Source organism: Pseudocolwellia sp. G5-9 (assembly GCF_055808995.1).
The window spans coordinates 2,738,269-2,753,924 of sequence record NZ_CM147893.1; the positions used below are offsets into that span (position 1 = coordinate 2,738,269).

At 35.8% G+C, this 15,656-nt stretch carries 20 protein-coding genes; 13 read left to right on the forward strand and 7 right to left on the reverse strand.

Translation table 11 applies throughout. The annotated features are described in order from the left end of the window. Positions 1-148 precede the first annotated feature (148 nt). From AC0L5Q_RS11805 to AC0L5Q_RS11815, 3 genes are all read left to right on the forward strand, one after another. The gene (locus tag AC0L5Q_RS11805) at positions 149-1,267 is read left to right on the forward strand and encodes an acyl-CoA desaturase (protein WP_473608363.1); all 1,119 of its coding nucleotides are present in this window, start codon (positions 149-151) and stop codon (positions 1,265-1,267) included. 103 nt (positions 1,268-1,370) lie between these two features. Continuing rightward, positions 1,371-1,862 carry a histidine phosphatase family protein gene (locus tag AC0L5Q_RS11810; protein ID WP_473608367.1) on the forward strand — a complete coding sequence of 164 codons (492 nt, stop codon included), beginning with the start codon at positions 1,371-1,373 and terminating at the stop codon, positions 1,860-1,862. A gap of 95 nt (positions 1,863-1,957) precedes the next feature. Then, positions 1,958-3,025, forward strand: coding sequence for a trypsin-like peptidase domain-containing protein (locus AC0L5Q_RS11815; protein ID WP_473608371.1), 1,068 nt, complete (start codon positions 1,958-1,960; stop codon positions 3,023-3,025). A gap of 67 nt (positions 3,026-3,092) precedes the next feature. Here the strand turns inward: AC0L5Q_RS11815 and murA are convergent, their stop codons facing one another. The 7 genes from murA to mlaF are packed head-to-tail and all read right to left on the reverse strand — an operon-like array spanning position 3,093 to position 7,806. Beyond that, positions 3,093-4,352 (reverse strand): UDP-N-acetylglucosamine 1-carboxyvinyltransferase, encoded by a 1,260-nt coding sequence (gene murA / locus AC0L5Q_RS11820; RefSeq protein WP_473608375.1) that lies wholly within the window; start codon positions 4,350-4,352, stop codon positions 3,093-3,095. 24 nt (positions 4,353-4,376) lie between these two features. Further along, positions 4,377-4,634, reverse strand: coding sequence for a BolA family protein (locus AC0L5Q_RS11825; protein WP_076420108.1), 258 nt, complete (start codon positions 4,632-4,634; stop codon positions 4,377-4,379). A 47-nt stretch (positions 4,635-4,681) separates the two neighbouring features. Further along, on the reverse strand, positions 4,682-4,981 hold the full coding sequence (locus tag AC0L5Q_RS11830) for an STAS domain-containing protein (RefSeq protein ID WP_473608380.1): 300 nt from the start codon (positions 4,979-4,981) through the stop codon (positions 4,682-4,684). After that, positions 4,981-5,679, reverse strand: a complete 699-nt coding sequence (locus AC0L5Q_RS11835; protein WP_473608383.1) for an MlaC/ttg2D family ABC transporter substrate-binding protein — start codon at positions 5,677-5,679, stop codon at positions 4,981-4,983. The genes AC0L5Q_RS11830 and AC0L5Q_RS11835 overlap by 1 nt, the downstream gene beginning before the upstream one ends. A gap of 21 nt (positions 5,680-5,700) precedes the next feature. Continuing rightward, on the reverse strand, positions 5,701-6,168 hold the full coding sequence (mlaD, locus tag AC0L5Q_RS11840; protein ID WP_473608387.1) for an outer membrane lipid asymmetry maintenance protein MlaD: 468 nt from the start codon (positions 6,166-6,168) through the stop codon (positions 5,701-5,703). Positions 6,169-6,223: 55 nt separating this feature from the next. Beyond that, entirely contained in the window at positions 6,224-7,000 is a 777-nt protein-coding gene (gene mlaE / locus AC0L5Q_RS11845; protein ID WP_473608390.1) for a lipid asymmetry maintenance ABC transporter permease subunit MlaE, read from the reverse strand. Positions 7,001-7,002: 2 nt separating this feature from the next. Beyond that, complete coding sequence (mlaF, locus tag AC0L5Q_RS11850) at positions 7,003-7,806, reverse strand: phospholipid ABC transporter ATP-binding protein MlaF (protein ID WP_473608393.1); 804 nt, start codon at positions 7,804-7,806, stop codon at positions 7,003-7,005. Positions 7,807-8,120: 314 nt separating this feature from the next. Here mlaF and AC0L5Q_RS11855 point away from each other — a divergent pair, with 314 nt between their 5' ends. From AC0L5Q_RS11855 to rapZ, 10 genes are all read left to right on the forward strand, one after another. After that, positions 8,121-9,101: a calcium/sodium antiporter gene (locus AC0L5Q_RS11855; protein WP_473608397.1), complete on the forward strand. Its 981-nt coding sequence runs from the start codon at positions 8,121-8,123 to the stop codon at positions 9,099-9,101. Between the two features lie 126 nt (positions 9,102-9,227). Next, positions 9,228-10,082, forward strand: a complete 855-nt coding sequence (locus AC0L5Q_RS11860) for a KpsF/GutQ family sugar-phosphate isomerase (RefSeq protein ID WP_473618293.1) — start codon at positions 9,228-9,230, stop codon at positions 10,080-10,082. Next, positions 10,083-10,628, forward strand: a complete 546-nt coding sequence (gene kdsC, locus AC0L5Q_RS11865; protein WP_473608400.1) for a 3-deoxy-manno-octulosonate-8-phosphatase KdsC — start codon at positions 10,083-10,085, stop codon at positions 10,626-10,628. Continuing rightward, positions 10,625-11,191, forward strand: coding sequence for an LPS export ABC transporter periplasmic protein LptC (gene lptC / locus AC0L5Q_RS11870; RefSeq protein WP_473608405.1), 567 nt, complete (start codon positions 10,625-10,627; stop codon positions 11,189-11,191). The genes kdsC and lptC overlap by 4 nt, the downstream gene beginning before the upstream one ends. Continuing rightward, positions 11,157-11,696, forward strand: a complete 540-nt coding sequence (gene lptA, locus AC0L5Q_RS11875) for a lipopolysaccharide transport periplasmic protein LptA (protein WP_473608409.1) — start codon at positions 11,157-11,159, stop codon at positions 11,694-11,696. Before lptC ends, lptA begins: the two co-directional genes overlap by 35 nt. Before the next feature lie 3 nt (positions 11,697-11,699). Beyond that, positions 11,700-12,431 carry an LPS export ABC transporter ATP-binding protein gene (gene lptB / locus AC0L5Q_RS11880; protein ID WP_473608412.1) on the forward strand — a complete coding sequence of 244 codons (732 nt, stop codon included), beginning with the start codon at positions 11,700-11,702 and terminating at the stop codon, positions 12,429-12,431. Positions 12,432-12,508: 77 nt separating this feature from the next. Further along, positions 12,509-13,951 carry an RNA polymerase factor sigma-54 gene (rpoN, locus tag AC0L5Q_RS11885; protein ID WP_473608416.1) on the forward strand — a complete coding sequence of 481 codons (1,443 nt, stop codon included), beginning with the start codon at positions 12,509-12,511 and terminating at the stop codon, positions 13,949-13,951. A 33-nt stretch (positions 13,952-13,984) separates the two neighbouring features. After that, positions 13,985-14,272, forward strand: coding sequence for a ribosome hibernation promoting factor (gene hpf / locus AC0L5Q_RS11890; protein ID WP_473608420.1), 288 nt, complete (start codon positions 13,985-13,987; stop codon positions 14,270-14,272). A gap of 29 nt (positions 14,273-14,301) precedes the next feature. Continuing rightward, complete coding sequence (gene ptsN, locus AC0L5Q_RS11895) at positions 14,302-14,757, forward strand: PTS IIA-like nitrogen regulatory protein PtsN (protein ID WP_473608423.1); 456 nt, start codon at positions 14,302-14,304, stop codon at positions 14,755-14,757. 27 nt (positions 14,758-14,784) lie between these two features. Beyond that, on the forward strand, positions 14,785-15,639 hold the full coding sequence (gene rapZ / locus AC0L5Q_RS11900; RefSeq protein WP_473608426.1) for an RNase adapter RapZ: 855 nt from the start codon (positions 14,785-14,787) through the stop codon (positions 15,637-15,639). The last annotated feature ends 17 nt before the right edge of the window (positions 15,640-15,656 follow it).

The window sequence follows — 15,656 nt, forward strand, 5'->3', positions numbered from 1 at the left end:
AAAATAACCTAAAAATGTAGATAGTTTCTGATTATAATACTATTAAACCTTATCTAATATACATATTCCACTTGACGAATGTTTAGCGATGAATAAAAATGGTGTACACGCGTACGCTGAAATTCATTACAATTGCTTGGAACACTTCATGAATAAACCACCAATAATATGGTTAAACGTTTCTGTTTTTATCATTACTTTTTTAGTTGCAGCAATTGCGGTGCCCTATAGAGCGATTACACATGGCTTCGATTCAACAGAAATCACATTAACAATTCTTTGTTTTATTTATTGCGGAATGTCTATTACTGCTGGTTATCATAGATTATGGTCTCATAGGACTTATCAAGCCCATTGGAGTTTACGTTTTATTTTTGCAATAGGCGGAGCATTTGCCTTACAAAATAGTATTTTGCATTGGTCTTCTGATCATCGAGTACACCATAAACATGTAGATAATAACGATGTAGATCCTTACTCGGCTAAAAAAGGTTTTTGGTATTCACACATTGGCTGGATGATAAGACGATACCACCCACAACGCTACGCTGATTACACTAATGTACGTGATTTACAAAAAGATAAGATCGTGATGTGGCAACACAAAAACTACCTACTGCTATCTATTCTAACTAACTTTGGTATCCCTCTTCTAATTGGCTTTATTCATGGTGATATTATTAATGCACTATTACTCGTTGGTGTTTTACGATTAGTATTAAACCATCACACCACTTTTTTTATCAACTCGTTAGCCCACATATGGGGTAAACAAACTTACACTGATAAAAATACAGCGCGAGATAATGGCATTTTAGCTTTCTTTACTTTTGGTGAAGGCTATCATAATTATCATCATATTTTCGAAAATGACTATAGAAATGGGATCAGATGGTGGGATTTTGACCCAACTAAGTGGTTAATCAAATTTAGTGAATATGTAGGTTTAGCTTCTAAGTTAAGAGAGACCCCTGAAGAAAAAATAGAAAAAGCGCGATTAGCTATGGTACTTCAAAAAAGCCAGCTAAAACTTAAATCTCACCCTAATGCTGAGCAACTACTAGCAACATTGCAAAATGAATACGATCTACTAATATCAAAAATTAATGCCTTTTATGAAGCAAGAAAAAAACTCATTGCAGCGCAACGAAGCAATTTAATTAAAAATGTTGAAGACTCTGAACTGTTTGCGCAATACAAAGAATTAAAAAACCATTTAGCCAAGCAAAAACAAGATTGGCATGGATTTTTAGCTGAACTAGCTTAAATATTGCCACTAAGATTACTCAAAGGGTTTGATTGATTATCACTTAATAATCAGACAAGCCCATAATAAGTGATTTTAGCCAATAAAACACACAAGGCAAATCATGAAACTGCTACTTTTATTACTTCTAAGTTTCCAATGTGTTGCTAACGACAGTGCTAAAAGTCCTCACTATATATATTTAACCACTCATGCAGAAACTCAACACAAAAAGATAAACCCTCCCCTTTCTGGATGTGGCCGTTTAAGAGCCCTACAACTATCTACATTATTGAGCTATTCCAATATTGAAAATATTTATAGCACAACTCGTTTAAGTGCGATGGAAACAGCAAACCCTATCGCTAGAAGCTATAAAATCCCTATAAAAATATTCACAGAAAATTTACTCGACAGTTTAGCTATTAGAGTAATAAAAGATGATAAGAATGTATTGATTGTTGCTGATAGCGATACAATTAAATTTCTTGCAGAATTTATTAGTAAACAAGAACTATCGAGTTCACACAAAAATAATCAGCACCTGCTATATCAAATTATGCTTTTAGATGAACACAAAATTTTAACTATATTAAAACAGCCGTTAGAATGCTAAGCGCTACATCGAAAGACTAGTTTTTACGCTCCATTATTTATTGTATGGATAGTTTTATGTTACGCTTTAATAAAGCCTAATTAGACTATAATCTTTTGAAATTTATCTCATCTTTAAAATATGTTATTCACTCCGCATTTTACGGTGTGGTTATTGCTATTGCTCTCATATTATTATTTCCACATTTACGTGATACCACTTTTTCTGGTATTGAATTATTTAATCCACCAGATCCCATTATCCAGCCGTTGTCTTATGCTAAAGCTGTTCAAAATGCAGGTCCTGCCGTTGTAAACATTTATTCAGAAGAGATACAAACATCTCAAGGATATGGAAGGAAAAGCTCAAGAAGTATTAGTTTAGGCTCAGGCGTTATCATGGATAGTGCCGGTTATATTCTTACAAATTATCACGTTGTTCAAAACGCTAATTCAATTATTGTTTTATTACAAACAGGACAATCCTTATCAGCTGAACTTATCGGCTTTGATATTTTTACCGATTTAGCAGTATTGAAAGTCAATGCGATTAATTTACCCGTAATTCCACAGCGTGAAGGTTTAATATCACGAGCAGGCGATGTTGTTTTAGCCATTGGTAATCCTTTAAATTTAGGGCAAACCATTACTCAAGGCATTATTAGTGCAACAGGAAGAACAGGTGGCGGCTTAAGTATTACAAGCTACTTAGAGTTTTTACAAATGGATGCGGCGATTAATGACGGCAACTCAGGTGGAGCGTTAATTAATACTAATGGTGAATTAGTAGGTATTAACTCCCGTAAATTTATTGATGACAAACATAATATTCAGGGAATATTTTTTGCTGTTCCCTATAAATTAGCCCATAAGGTAATGCAAAAAATTATAGCTACCGGTAGAGTAACCCGTGGTTGGTTAGGTATATCAACTAATTCAGTTAATAGCGCAAATAGTAAAGGGATCGTGATTGACGCTGTTGAAGTAAATAGTCCCGCTCAAAAATCAGGACTAAAAATAGGTGATACTATTTATCAGATTGAAGATGAGATAATCACCACTGTTGCACAAGCACTTGATTTAGTAGCAGAAACAACGCCTGGAGATAAATTAGTATTTAAAATATTCCGTAAAAACAAATTATTGGAAATTTCGATTACTATTGAAGAGAAACTAGCAGATTAAACCTGTTTTATGATGTCATTCCACCTAGATAATAAGTGGAATGACATGAATATATATTGCGCAGTGATTAAACGCGGATCCGTTTAATATCAGCACCTAGTTTTGTTAATTTATCTTCTATATGTTGATAACCACGATCAATATGATAAATTCTATCAACTTGCGTTTCAGTAATTGCAACCAAACCAGCAATCACCAAACTTGCCGATGCTCTTAAGTCTGTAGCCATAACTTGTGCGCCAGTTAAGGTATCAACTCCCCGACTGATAGCAACATTACCTTCTAATGAAATATCTGCACCCATCCTTTGTAATTCAGGAACATGCATAAAACGATTTTCAAAAATAGTTTCAGTCGTTGTTGCCATACCTTCAGCAATAACGTTTAAAGTAACAAACTGTGCTTGCATATCGGTAGGAAATGCAGGATGAGGTGCTGTACGGATATTGACAGCTTTAGGCCTTTTATCCATAGTTAACTCAATCCAATCAATCCCCGTCTCAACGACAGCACCCGCTTCTTGAAGTTTACTTATAACGGCATCTAACGCTTTAGGATCTGTGTTCAAACATTTTACTTTCCCTTGAGTTACCGCTGCAGCCACTAAAAACGTCCCTGTTTCAATACGATCTGGCATTACGGAATACTCTGAACCTGTTAATTCAGCTACGCCTTCAATAACTAATGTGTCAGCACCGGCACCTGTTACTTTAGCTCCCATAGAGTTTAAACAATTAGCTAAATCTACAATTTCAGGCTCTCTAGCAGCATTTTCAATAATAGTTGTACCTTCAGCTAATGCTGCAGCCATCATTAAATTTTCAGTTCCTGTAACACTAACCGTATCCATGAAAATAGTAGCGCCAGATAAACGGCCCGAATTTTTCGCATTAATGTAGCCATTTTCTACTTTAATGTCGGCCCCCATTAATTTTAATCCATGAATGTGTAAATTAATGGGCCTAGCACCAATAGCACAACCACCGGGTAAAGAAACTTCAGCATGACCAAATCGAGCAAGTAAAGGACCAAGCACTAAGATAGATGCCCTCATAGTTTTTACTAATTCATAAGAGGCTTTACAGTGATCAATCGTACTTGCGTCAATCATTATCGAATTATCACTAATCCATTGGGCTTTAGCACCTAACTGATTCAGTAATTTAATGGTTGTTTCAATATCATTCAATTTTGGAACATTATGAAAAGTTACGGGTGTTTTTGACAATAATGCAGACATTAAAATAGGTAATGCTGCATTCTTAGCACCAGAAATAACTACTTCGCCACGTAGTGGATTACCACCGTTTATTTTAAATGCGTCCAATGTTTTCTTCTTTTAAGATTAAATTTATAGAGGGAGGTTAAACATTTTTTCACGCTTCCATTCAGTCGTGGTAAATGTTTTTATAGTTACTGCGTGTATAGCACCTTCTTTAATAGCATTTGATAAAGGCGAATAAATAGTTTGTTGTTTTTTTACTCGGCTTAATTCACCAAGAAAATCAGCAACCGCAATAACTTTACATTGAGAGCCGTCAAATTTCACATGTAGTTCATCAAGTTTAACAGCATCATTAATTAATTTTTCTATATCTGAATTTTCCACAGGATTACCTTAAGTATGTAACTAACTTAGTGTTAGTTACATTTTTATTAAATTTTGGTTGGAAGGAATAAATCAACCGCGCTTAGCTTTGCTAATTTTAACAAATCTTGCGGTATATTGTGAAAACTTATTTCAGACTTTGTTTTTTTTGCTTCTTCAACTAAACGTAAAAGCCAAGCTAAACCAGCCGTATCAGCTTTTACAATACCACCTAAGTCAACAACCAAACTTTTGTTATGAAAGGTATCAACGGTTTTATTCTCAAAAGCGATATCAATAGTATTCATTGAAAGTTCACCTTTAAAAACCGCAGTATCTTGTTCATATATCCAATCGATTGTTGCCATTAATGGTCACCATCTTTGAAAACAATATCTCTATTACTTTTTTCTTTTAGCATTTCAGTAACGTGAGGTAAGCCTTTTTGGCGAATAATACTAGATAGCTCTGCTTGTTTGCTATCTAGCAAACTAACACCTTCAGCTACCATGTCATACGCTCTCCAATCATTCGTTTTATTGTTTTTACGCACTCTAAAAGAAATGTTAATAGGATCTCGTCCCGGTTCAATAACTGCAGTATCAACCGAAACGATCTTTTCATTAGTTAATGTTTTTGGTGGTTCAAAAGTTACTTTTTGCTGTTTATACAAGGTGAATACTTGTGCGTATGAAGTAATTAAATAATCTCTAAAAACAGGAACAAATGCTTTACGTTCTTTATCAGTAGTTTGCTTAAAGTTTTGAGCCCCAATGACTTTATATGCCGAATATTTATAATCAATATATGGCATCAATTCTTCACTCACTATAGTTTTTAGCAAATTTGGCGTTTCTTGAATAGCCGACTGCTCATTAGCAAAACGTTTAAATGTTTTTTTAGCGACTTTTTCTATCATCAAGTATGGATCTTTTTTATCAATACGCTCGCTTGATGACGGCTGACTATAAACTGTCGTAAGTTCTTGAGACAATTTTGGTGCTTCGTTCGCCATTAAAGACGTTGTAATTGATAATGGTAATACCGTTAATAATACTTTAATCATAATAAACCTACCTTATTAAGGTTAATCGTTTCCTTGACTGAATAAAAACTGCCCAATAAGCTCTTCGAGTACTAAAGCAGGTTTAGTATCTTCAATAAAGTCACCTGATTGTAATGTGCCCACTGATTCGTCCATAAATCCAGGTAATAACCCAATATATTGCTCTCCTAATAAACCAGCCGTTAAAATAGAAACGGAAGTTGCTTCAGAAAAATTGTTATACTGGGCATCAATATCTAACGTAACAACGGGTGTGTAATCTTGGGCATCTAAAGCAATATTACTTACTCGACCAACAAGTACACCACCTACTTTTATAGGTGAGCGAACCTTTAAACCACCTATATTGTCAAACTTGGCATACAGCTGGTAAGTTTCCCCACTACCTGAAATTCCACTATCTGCAACCTTTAATGACAACATCAATAAAGCGGCAATACCAAGAGCTGCAAAAAGCCCAACCATTAATTCAATTTTTTTAGACAACATGTCTTTCACCAACCAATAATAAAATTTAAATACGTTATGTATACTATGACGAAAACTACTTAGTAAACATTAATGCGGTTAATACAAAATCTAATGCTAAAACGAGTAATGACGACTGTACAACGGTTTGCGTTGTTGCTTTAGCTATACCTTCTGACGTAGGTATACATTCATACCCTTTATAAACAGCAATCCATGTTACAACAAAAGCAAAACATAAACTTTTTATAACACCGTTCATAATGTCTTTACTAAAGTCCACTTGTGATTGCATAACAGACCAAAAAGTACCGCCATCTACACCAAGCCAATCAACACCTACAAGGTGTGCACCTAAAATACCAACAGCTGAAAAAATAGCGGCTAATAAAGGTAAACTAATAAAACCTGCCCAAAATCTTGGAGCTATCACTCGTCTTAAAGGATCAATAGCCATCATTTCTAAACTAGAAAGCTGTTCAGTTGCTTTCATCAAGCCTATTTCAGCGGTTAAAGCTGACCCCGCTCTACCCGCAAATAAAAGGGCCGCAACTACAGGACCTAATTCTCTTAATAAAGAAAGTGCCACCATAGGCCCTAAGCTAGCTTCAGCACCATAGCCAACAAGTATAGTGTAACCTTGCAAAGCCAGCACCATGCCAATAAATAAACCCGACACCATCACAATAATTAATGATTGTACTCCTACCGCATAGAGTTGGTTAATCAATAATGGTGTTCCCTTTCTAACATTAGGAACATGAACCAAAGCTGAACCAAGCAACATAATGGCTTTACCCAAACCAATTAATCGATTGATAACTTTACGGCCAAGTAATTGAATAAAATTCATTTTCAAACTCCTTTGCCTATTAATTCATCGTGATAAGAAGGTGCAGCATAATGAAATGGCACGGGCCCATCTGATTCACCTTTAATGAATTGTTGAACTAAAGGAGACGTTTGCGCTGAAATTTCTTCCGGTGTTCCTTGCCCAATAATTTTTTGTTCGGCAATAATATAAATATAATCAGCAATACTCATCACTTCAGGTACATCATGTGAAACAACCACAGAAGTTAGCCCTAAAGCATCATTTAAAGCGCTAATTAATCGAACAATTACTCCCATTGAGATAGGATCTTGACCCGCAAAAGGTTCGTCATAAAGTATTAATTCTGGATCTAACGCTATAGCACGCGCCAAAGCAGCTCTTCGTGCCATGCCACCTGATAATTCGTTAGGGTTCAAATGACGAGCGCCGCGTAAGCCAACAGCTTCCAACTTCATTAATACTATTTTTTCGATCAGTTTTTCAGATAAATTAGTGTGTTCGCGAATAGGGAAAGCGATATTGTCGTAAACAGACATATCGGTAAAAAGCGCACCACTTTGAAAAAGCATACTCATGCTTTTACGTAACTCATATAAGTCATTGCGAGCAAGCTTTGGTATATCTTGCCCTTTAAACATAATACTGCCTGACTGCGGTTTTAATTGCCCGCCAATCAATCTTAATAAAGTTGTTTTACCAATTCCACTTGGCCCCATGATAGCCGTAACTTTTCCCTTAGGAATGGATAAGCTAATGTCATTATAAATTACACGTTCATCACGCTTAAAAGACATATTTTTAATATCAACAAGATTATCTGGCATATTATTAAAGGACATCACTGTAAATTAGTTTAAGTACGAAAGAATTCTAACCCAGCACGTGAAATACTTCATTAGAAATTAGTGATTAAATGTGTTCAAAGAACGTTAGGAAACGTCTATAAGTGTAAGAAATTGTAAGAACCTCTTAGCTAAGTTTTTAAATGCATGCTTTATTATCATCATATTCCTCGCTATTTAGTTAAAAATTGATTAATCAATGAGCATAATTAAAATTTTTCTGTAGGTTTTGATAAAACTTCTTTTTATTTTGTCCTCAACCAGCGACAATTTACCTTAACTGATGGGAGTCGTTAATGTTCATTCAAGTTTTAATTTTACTGGTAGCACTTGTAGTTTTGGTATGGAGTGCTGATAAATTTGTATTTGGTGCCTCTTCACTTGCGAGAAATTTAGGTATTTCTCCAATGATAATAGGTTTAACTATAGTTGCCATGGGGTCATCAGCTCCTGAAATGATGGTTGCCGCAACAGCTTCACTACAAGACAATCCTAATACAGCTATTGGCAATGCGATAGGCTCTAACATAACCAACATAGCCCTTGTTTTAGGTATTACGGCATTGCTTCAACCATTAACGGTTTCTTCAAGCACCGTAAAACGTGAAATCCCACTTATTTTAGCTGTTACAGCATTAGCCTATTGGATGCTGTCAGATTATCACTTTAGCTTTACTGAAGGCTTAATTCTTATTATCGGTTTTTTTGCCTACATAATTGCACTACTGGTTATTACATTAAGAAGAGCTAAAACAGCGCCAGTAGATGACCCTTTAATTTTAGGTGCTGAAAGTGATGTTCCTGAACCAGTTAGCACTGGCATGTCTGTACTTTGGTTAGTTGTTGGCATGATACTCCTCCCTTTAAGCGCCTCTTATTTAATAGATTCAGCTGAGTTTATTGCACGCTCTTTTGGAATAAGTGACTTAGTCATTGGTTTAACAATTGTGGCTATTGGTACTAGTTTGCCAGAACTTGCAGCGAGTATTGCTAGTATCATTAAAAAAGAGGATGATTTAGCTTTAGGTAATATCATAGGATCGAATATATTTAACATCTTGGCTGTATTATCATTAACTGGATTGATAGCGCCGGGCGATATTGATGAAAAGGCAGCGACGCGTGATGCGCCTATTATGTTAGGAGTGACTTTACTGCTCTTTGTTATTTGTTTTACTCGTAAGTTAGGTAATTTCAGAATCACTCGTCTCAAAGGCTTACTTTTACTGGGTATTTTCATTGCGTATCAAATATTACTTTTCTCGCCATTGAAATAAATTAACGAGACGACATCCATGAAACAATTTAAACAACTGGCTCTCAATGTTATTGATATTGAAAAACAAGCCATCGAAGATATTAAACAATATATAAACGATGATTTTGAATTAGCTTGTCAGTTAATGTTTAACTGTACAGGACGAGTTATTGTTATTGGTATGGGAAAATCTGGCCATATTGGTGGGAAAATAGCAGCGACATTAGCCAGTACAGGAACACCCGCTTTTTTTGTTCACCCTGGTGAAGCAAGTCATGGTGATTTAGGCATGATCAGACAAGATGATGTTGTGTTAACCATATCTAACTCAGGCGAAACCGCTGAAGTTTTATCTATAGTTCCCGTAATTAAACGCATGGGCAGCAAGTTAATTGCCATGACAGGTAATGCAAATTCAACGTTAGCTGATATAGCTGACACTCACATTTGTATTAAAGTTTCTCAAGAGGCTTGTCCTTTAGGATTAACGCCTACATCAAGTACCACTGCCACTTTAGTTATGGGAGATGCATTAGCTGTAGCCTTACTCAACGCGAGAGGTTTTACTGCTGACGATTTTGCATTATCTCACCCTGGTGGTAGCTTAGGTAAAAGATTATTACTACGATTATCTGATGTAATGCATAGCAATGAGCGCGTACCGGTAGTACAAAGTACGGCAAAAATTAAAGATGCACTCGTTGAAATGTCATTAAAAGGTTTAGGAATGACGGCTATTGTTGATGACAACAAATTGGTTGGATTATTTACTGACGGCGATTTACGTAGAATCTTAGATCAAAAAGTAGATATTCATCAAGATGAGATAACAAGTGTAATGACGAAGGATCCTACAGTCGCACCTCCCGATATGCTAGCCGCTGAAGCATTAAAAATAATGGAAGACAAAAAAATTAATGGTCTTATTATTGTTAACGAAAACAATACTCCTATTGGTGCGATGAATATGCACGACCTTCTGAAATCGGGGATCATATAAATGAACACACTTTACGGACATGTCGAACAAATCATTCTAGACAAAGCCAAACAAATAAAACTTTTTATTTGTGATATCGACGGGGTATTTTCAGATGGACGAATATATTTAGGAAATAATGGCGAAGAGCTAAAAGCTTTCCATACCAAAGACGGTTATGGCATAAAAGCATTAGGTGCAAGCGGAGTTGATGTTGCAGTAATTACTGGCCGACAATCAAATATTGTACAAACAAGAATGACGGCTCTCAATGTAAAATATATTATTCAGGGCCAAGAAAATAAATTACCCGCATTAAAAGAAATATTAACCCAAATGAATTGTGCGCCTGAACAAGTCGCTTATATTGGTGATGACATGCCTGACTATGAATGTATGGCTTATGTTGGCTTAAGTATTGCCGTAAATGATGCTCATCCTCAAATATTACAACTTGCTCATTACACCACCTATACCAAAGGTGGTTTTGGTGCAGTACGAGAAGTGTGCGATTTAATTATGCAAACTCAAGGGACACTTGAACATGCAACTGGCGCTAGTATATGACTCGGCTATATAGCTTAGCTTTTTTTGCTTTATTATTAGCTGGTATTGCATACGGCTTAGTTGAGTGGTTGCAATCCAAAGAACAAATAACTGAAAATGTTGCTACTGAATTAACACCTGATTTTATTGCCGAATCGTTAAAAAGTAACACATTTAATAATAAAGGCGGGCTAAGCCATATAATTGATGCTCAAAGAATGGAGCACTATTCAGATATAGAAGTTACACACTTTGAGTTTCCAAGCTTAACGATATATCCAGAAAATAAAAATGTTCCATGGAAAGTCAGTTCAAAAGAAGGCACACTGTTTAAGAACAACCGTGTAAGCTTAAAAAACCGAGTAAAAATAGAAGCTACTGATCCTGATAGCTTGATACAAGAAATTCATGGTAAATCAATAGAATTAGATTTAAATACAAATATTATTAGTTCAGAACAAGCTATCGTCGTTTTAGGTAATGGCTTTACTATGTATGGCTCTGGGCTAATTGTTGATATTAACACCAAACAGATGACACTAACCGAACATGTGCAAACTATTTTCAAAAAAATTAAAAAGTAGCTTACTACTGCTTTTACTATCGTCATTAGCAAGCACGAGTGCTTTAGCTAAAAAAATTGATTTAAATCAAGAGCTAAGTATTGACGCCAGCCGTCAGTCAGCTGATCTTAAAAACAAAATATTCAGCTACATCGATAATGTTGTTATTAAACAAGGTACATTGATCATCAAAGCTGATTTAGTGCAAGTACTTACAGACACAACAACAGGTGAAAAAACCTATATAGCAAAAGGTAAGCCTGCAACCTTTGAACAAACATTAGAAGACGGTAAACCTATTAATCTTCAAGCTAATGAAATCAGATATGAACCGTCTTTAAATACCGTAACCATATCTGGGCAAGCGTTACTGAAACAAGATGGTAGCGAAGTAAGCGGTAGTAAAATTACCTATAACTCAGAAACAGAATACGTAAATGCTGAAAGTAATAAAAACGATAAAGTAAAAACAGTTATTCAGCCCAAAGAAAAAACAAAACCCACTTTATCTCAGGACATTCAATAAGTCATGACTACCTCAACGTTAATCGCAAAAGGTTTAGCTAAATCTTACAAAGGTCGTAAGGTTGTAAAAAATGTAGGGTTAAAGGTCAACGCTGGTCAAATCGTAGGTTTACTAGGGCCTAATGGTGCAGGAAAAACCACTTCTTTTTATATGATAGTCGGCCTTGTTCCTAACGATGAAGGCTCTATTGTTCTTAACGATGAAGACGTCACCTTATTACCTATGCACGAACGCGCTAGAAAAGGTATTGGATATCTGCCACAAGAAGCTTCAATTTTTAGAAAGCTAAGTGTATACGATAACATTATGGCCATCTTACAAACTCAAAAAGGCCTTAATGAAATCGAACGAGAAGAAAGATTAGAGCACTTATTGGAAGAATTTAATATTGGTCATATTAAAGATAATTTAGGTATGAGCTTATCTGGTGGTGAACGCCGCAGAGTCGAAATAGCCAGAGCACTTGCCGCAGACCCAAAATTTATATTATTAGATGAACCGTTTGCCGGCGTAGATCCTATTTCTGTTGGCGACATAAAAAAAATTATTATTCACTTAAAGCAACGTGGTATAGGTATATTAATTACAGACCATAATGTTCGAGAAACACTCGATGTTTGCGAGCATGCGTATATTGTAAGTCATGGTGAACTGATCGCTGAAGGGACCTCTGAAGAAATACTTTCCAATCAGCATGTAAGAGATGTATACCTTGGTGAACAATTTACGCTATAGTTATCTATAAGCAGTCAACAATATTTATATTGTTTTATCGTTTTGTATTATTAATGAATAGGATAAAAAATACGTAGATGCGCCCTTCTTTACAACTCCGTATCGGACAACATCTAACGATGACACCGCAGTTACAACAAGCCATCAAGCTGTTGCAACTCTCTACGTTGGATTTACAACAAGAAATTCAAGAGGCATTGGAGAGTAATCCTTTGCTAGAAGTTGATGAAAGTCCTTCTAATACCCAAGATGAATCAGTCAATAATTTAGAAGATGCATTTTCCGCAAATGCGACAAAAGAAATAGATTCAAAAAAAACAGACGGCACTGAAGACTCTTCCCCAACTATAGATGAAATGACAACCACAGAAGCCATGGGAAACACAGATATTCCTGAAGAGTTAAACATGGATACTACGTGGGACGAAAGCTACAGTGCTGGCGTATCAAACACAGGTAGCATTAGCTCTCCTTCTGAAGATTATACCTACCAAGGCGAAACTAAAGACTCGCTGCAAGATCACCTTTTATGGCAAATGGAATTAACACCTTTTAGTGACACAGACAAAACCATTGCAATAGCGATTATTGAAGCCATAGATGAATCTGGATATTTAACCGTTTCCTGTGAAGATATTTTAGACTGTGTTGGCATTGAAGGTGTTGAACTCGATGAAATACAAGCAGTACTAAAAAGAATTAACGTATTTGATCCTGTAGGTGTAGGGGCTCGTTCAGTCTCTGATTGTTTATTGATTCAACTGAATCAATTTGAACTAACAACGCCTTGGTTAAAAGAAGCCAAGCAAGTTGTTAAAGATTATATCGATCTACTAGGTAGTAGAGATTATCGTCAGTTAATGCGTAAAACACGCTTAAAAGAAGATCAATTACGTGAAGTCCTTCGCTTAATTCAATCATTAGATCCTCGTCCTGGTGACAGCGTAGTTAAAAGTGACGATCAATATGTTATTCCTGACGTATCCGTTGAAAAGAAAAATGGTCGTTGGGTTGTTGAGTTAAATCCAGATACCGCGCCTAAGTTGTCTGTTAACCAACAATATGCAGCAATGACACGTACCATGAAGTCAACAAACGATACACTATTAAAAGTGTCTAATTGTATTGTTCAGCGCCAGCAAGGCTTTTTTGAGCATGGCCCTGAATCTATGCGACCTATGGTTTTAAACGATATAGCCGAAGCCGTTGAAATGCATGAATCTACTATTTCACGTGTAACAACACAAAAATATATGCATACACCAAGAGGTATATTTGAACTTAAATACTTCTTCTCCAGCCATGTTAGTACCGAAAATGGTGGCGATTGCTCCTCAACAGCAATCAGAGAGCTTATCAAAAAACTTGTCGCCGCAGAAATTCCTGCCAAACCATTAAGTGATAATAAAATGGCAGAAATACTCGCCGAGCAAGGTATACAAGTGGCTCGTCGAACCGTAGCAAAATATAGAGAATCGTTGTCCATTCCACCATCAAACCAACGAAAAAGTTTAATTTAATTTTTCAAATATCACTAAAAGAGGGTTTAACTTATGCAAATCAATTTAACTGGTCATCATGTAGAAATCACAAACTCTTTACGCGAATACGTTAATACGAAATTTTCAAAATTAGAACGTCATTTTGATCAGATCAATAATGTTCATGTTGTGTTAACCATTGAAAAATCAAATCAAATAGCTGAATCTACTGTTCATTTAAAGGGAACAGAAGTACATGCTACAGCAGAAAACCATGATATGTATGCCTCAATTGACGCTTTAATCGATAAACTAGATCGTCAAATATTAAAACACAAAGGCAAAACAACCCACCATTAACCTATAAAAAACAGGCTTTAGTAGTAATTATGACTTTGCAAGATATCTTAATGCCAGATTGCACATTTTGTGCAGTATCTGGCTCTAGCAAAAAGCGCGTTCTCGATAAAATTTGTACCATAGCAGCAGATAAAATTGTTGAACATAGTGCATACGAATTACTCGAAAGCCTAATCGCAAGAGAAAAACTAGGATCAACAGGAATAGGCAACGGTATTGCTATTCCTCATGGTCGTTTACCTAATGCAAAATCAGTTGTAGCAATTATTGTAACTACCGATATACCTGTAGATTTTGACGCAATCGACAACAAGCCTGTTGATATTTTTATTGCGTTATTCGTTCCCGAAGACGCTTGTAAAGAACATTTAACCACTTTGCAGAGTATTGCTAAGCTATTCAGTGATAAGCAAATAGCAAAACAAGTGCGTAAATGCCAAAGCAATGAAGCTTTGTATAATCTTATTCAAGAAAATAGAAATTAGTCGTTATAAAAAGGAACGAACAGTTCAATGAAGTTAATCATAGTAAGTGGACGTTCTGGTTCAGGAAAGTCTGTCGCATTAAGAGTGTTAGAAGATCTAGGTTATTATTGTGTCGACAATATTCCAGTTAATTTACTACCGGCACTAACACATACCGTTATCAATGATTATGAAAATGTCGCAGTGAGCATTGACGTACGTAATTTACCTAACAACCCTCAAGATGTTTCTGAAATATTAGACTATCTCCCTAGTACTGTTGATTTAAATATTTTATACCTAGATGCTGATGACAGTGATTTAATTAGACGATTCAGTGAAACAAGAAGGTTACATCCTCTCATTAAGCAAAATATAGCTCTCGATCAGGCTATCGCCTTGGAAAAAAAATTATTAGAACCAATATCTACCCGTACAGGTTTATACATTAATACCAGCCAACTATCGCCTCACCAACTTGCAGATTTAGTAAGAGAGCGTATTTTGGGTAAAAAGTCTGGCTCTATGGTGGTTGTATTTGAATCATTTGGTTTTAAGCATGGCGTACCGCAAGATGCTGATTATGTGTTTGATGCACGCTTTCTTCCTAATCCCTTTTGGGATAAAGAATTAAAAGCCTATACAGGATTAGATCAACCGGTAAAAGACTATTTATCAAGCCAACCCATAGTCACTAAATTTATATGGCAGATTAATAGTTTTATGATGACCTGGTTACCTCACTTAGAACGTAACAACCGAAGTTATGTTACCATTGCTATTGGCTGTACTGGCGGAAAGCACCGTTCAGTCTACATAGCTGAGCTTCTAGCAAATAATTTAAGAAAAGAACGCGAAGATGTTCAATCACGACACAGAGACATCACCATAGCAAGTACCTAAGGGTGGCGTAGATATAA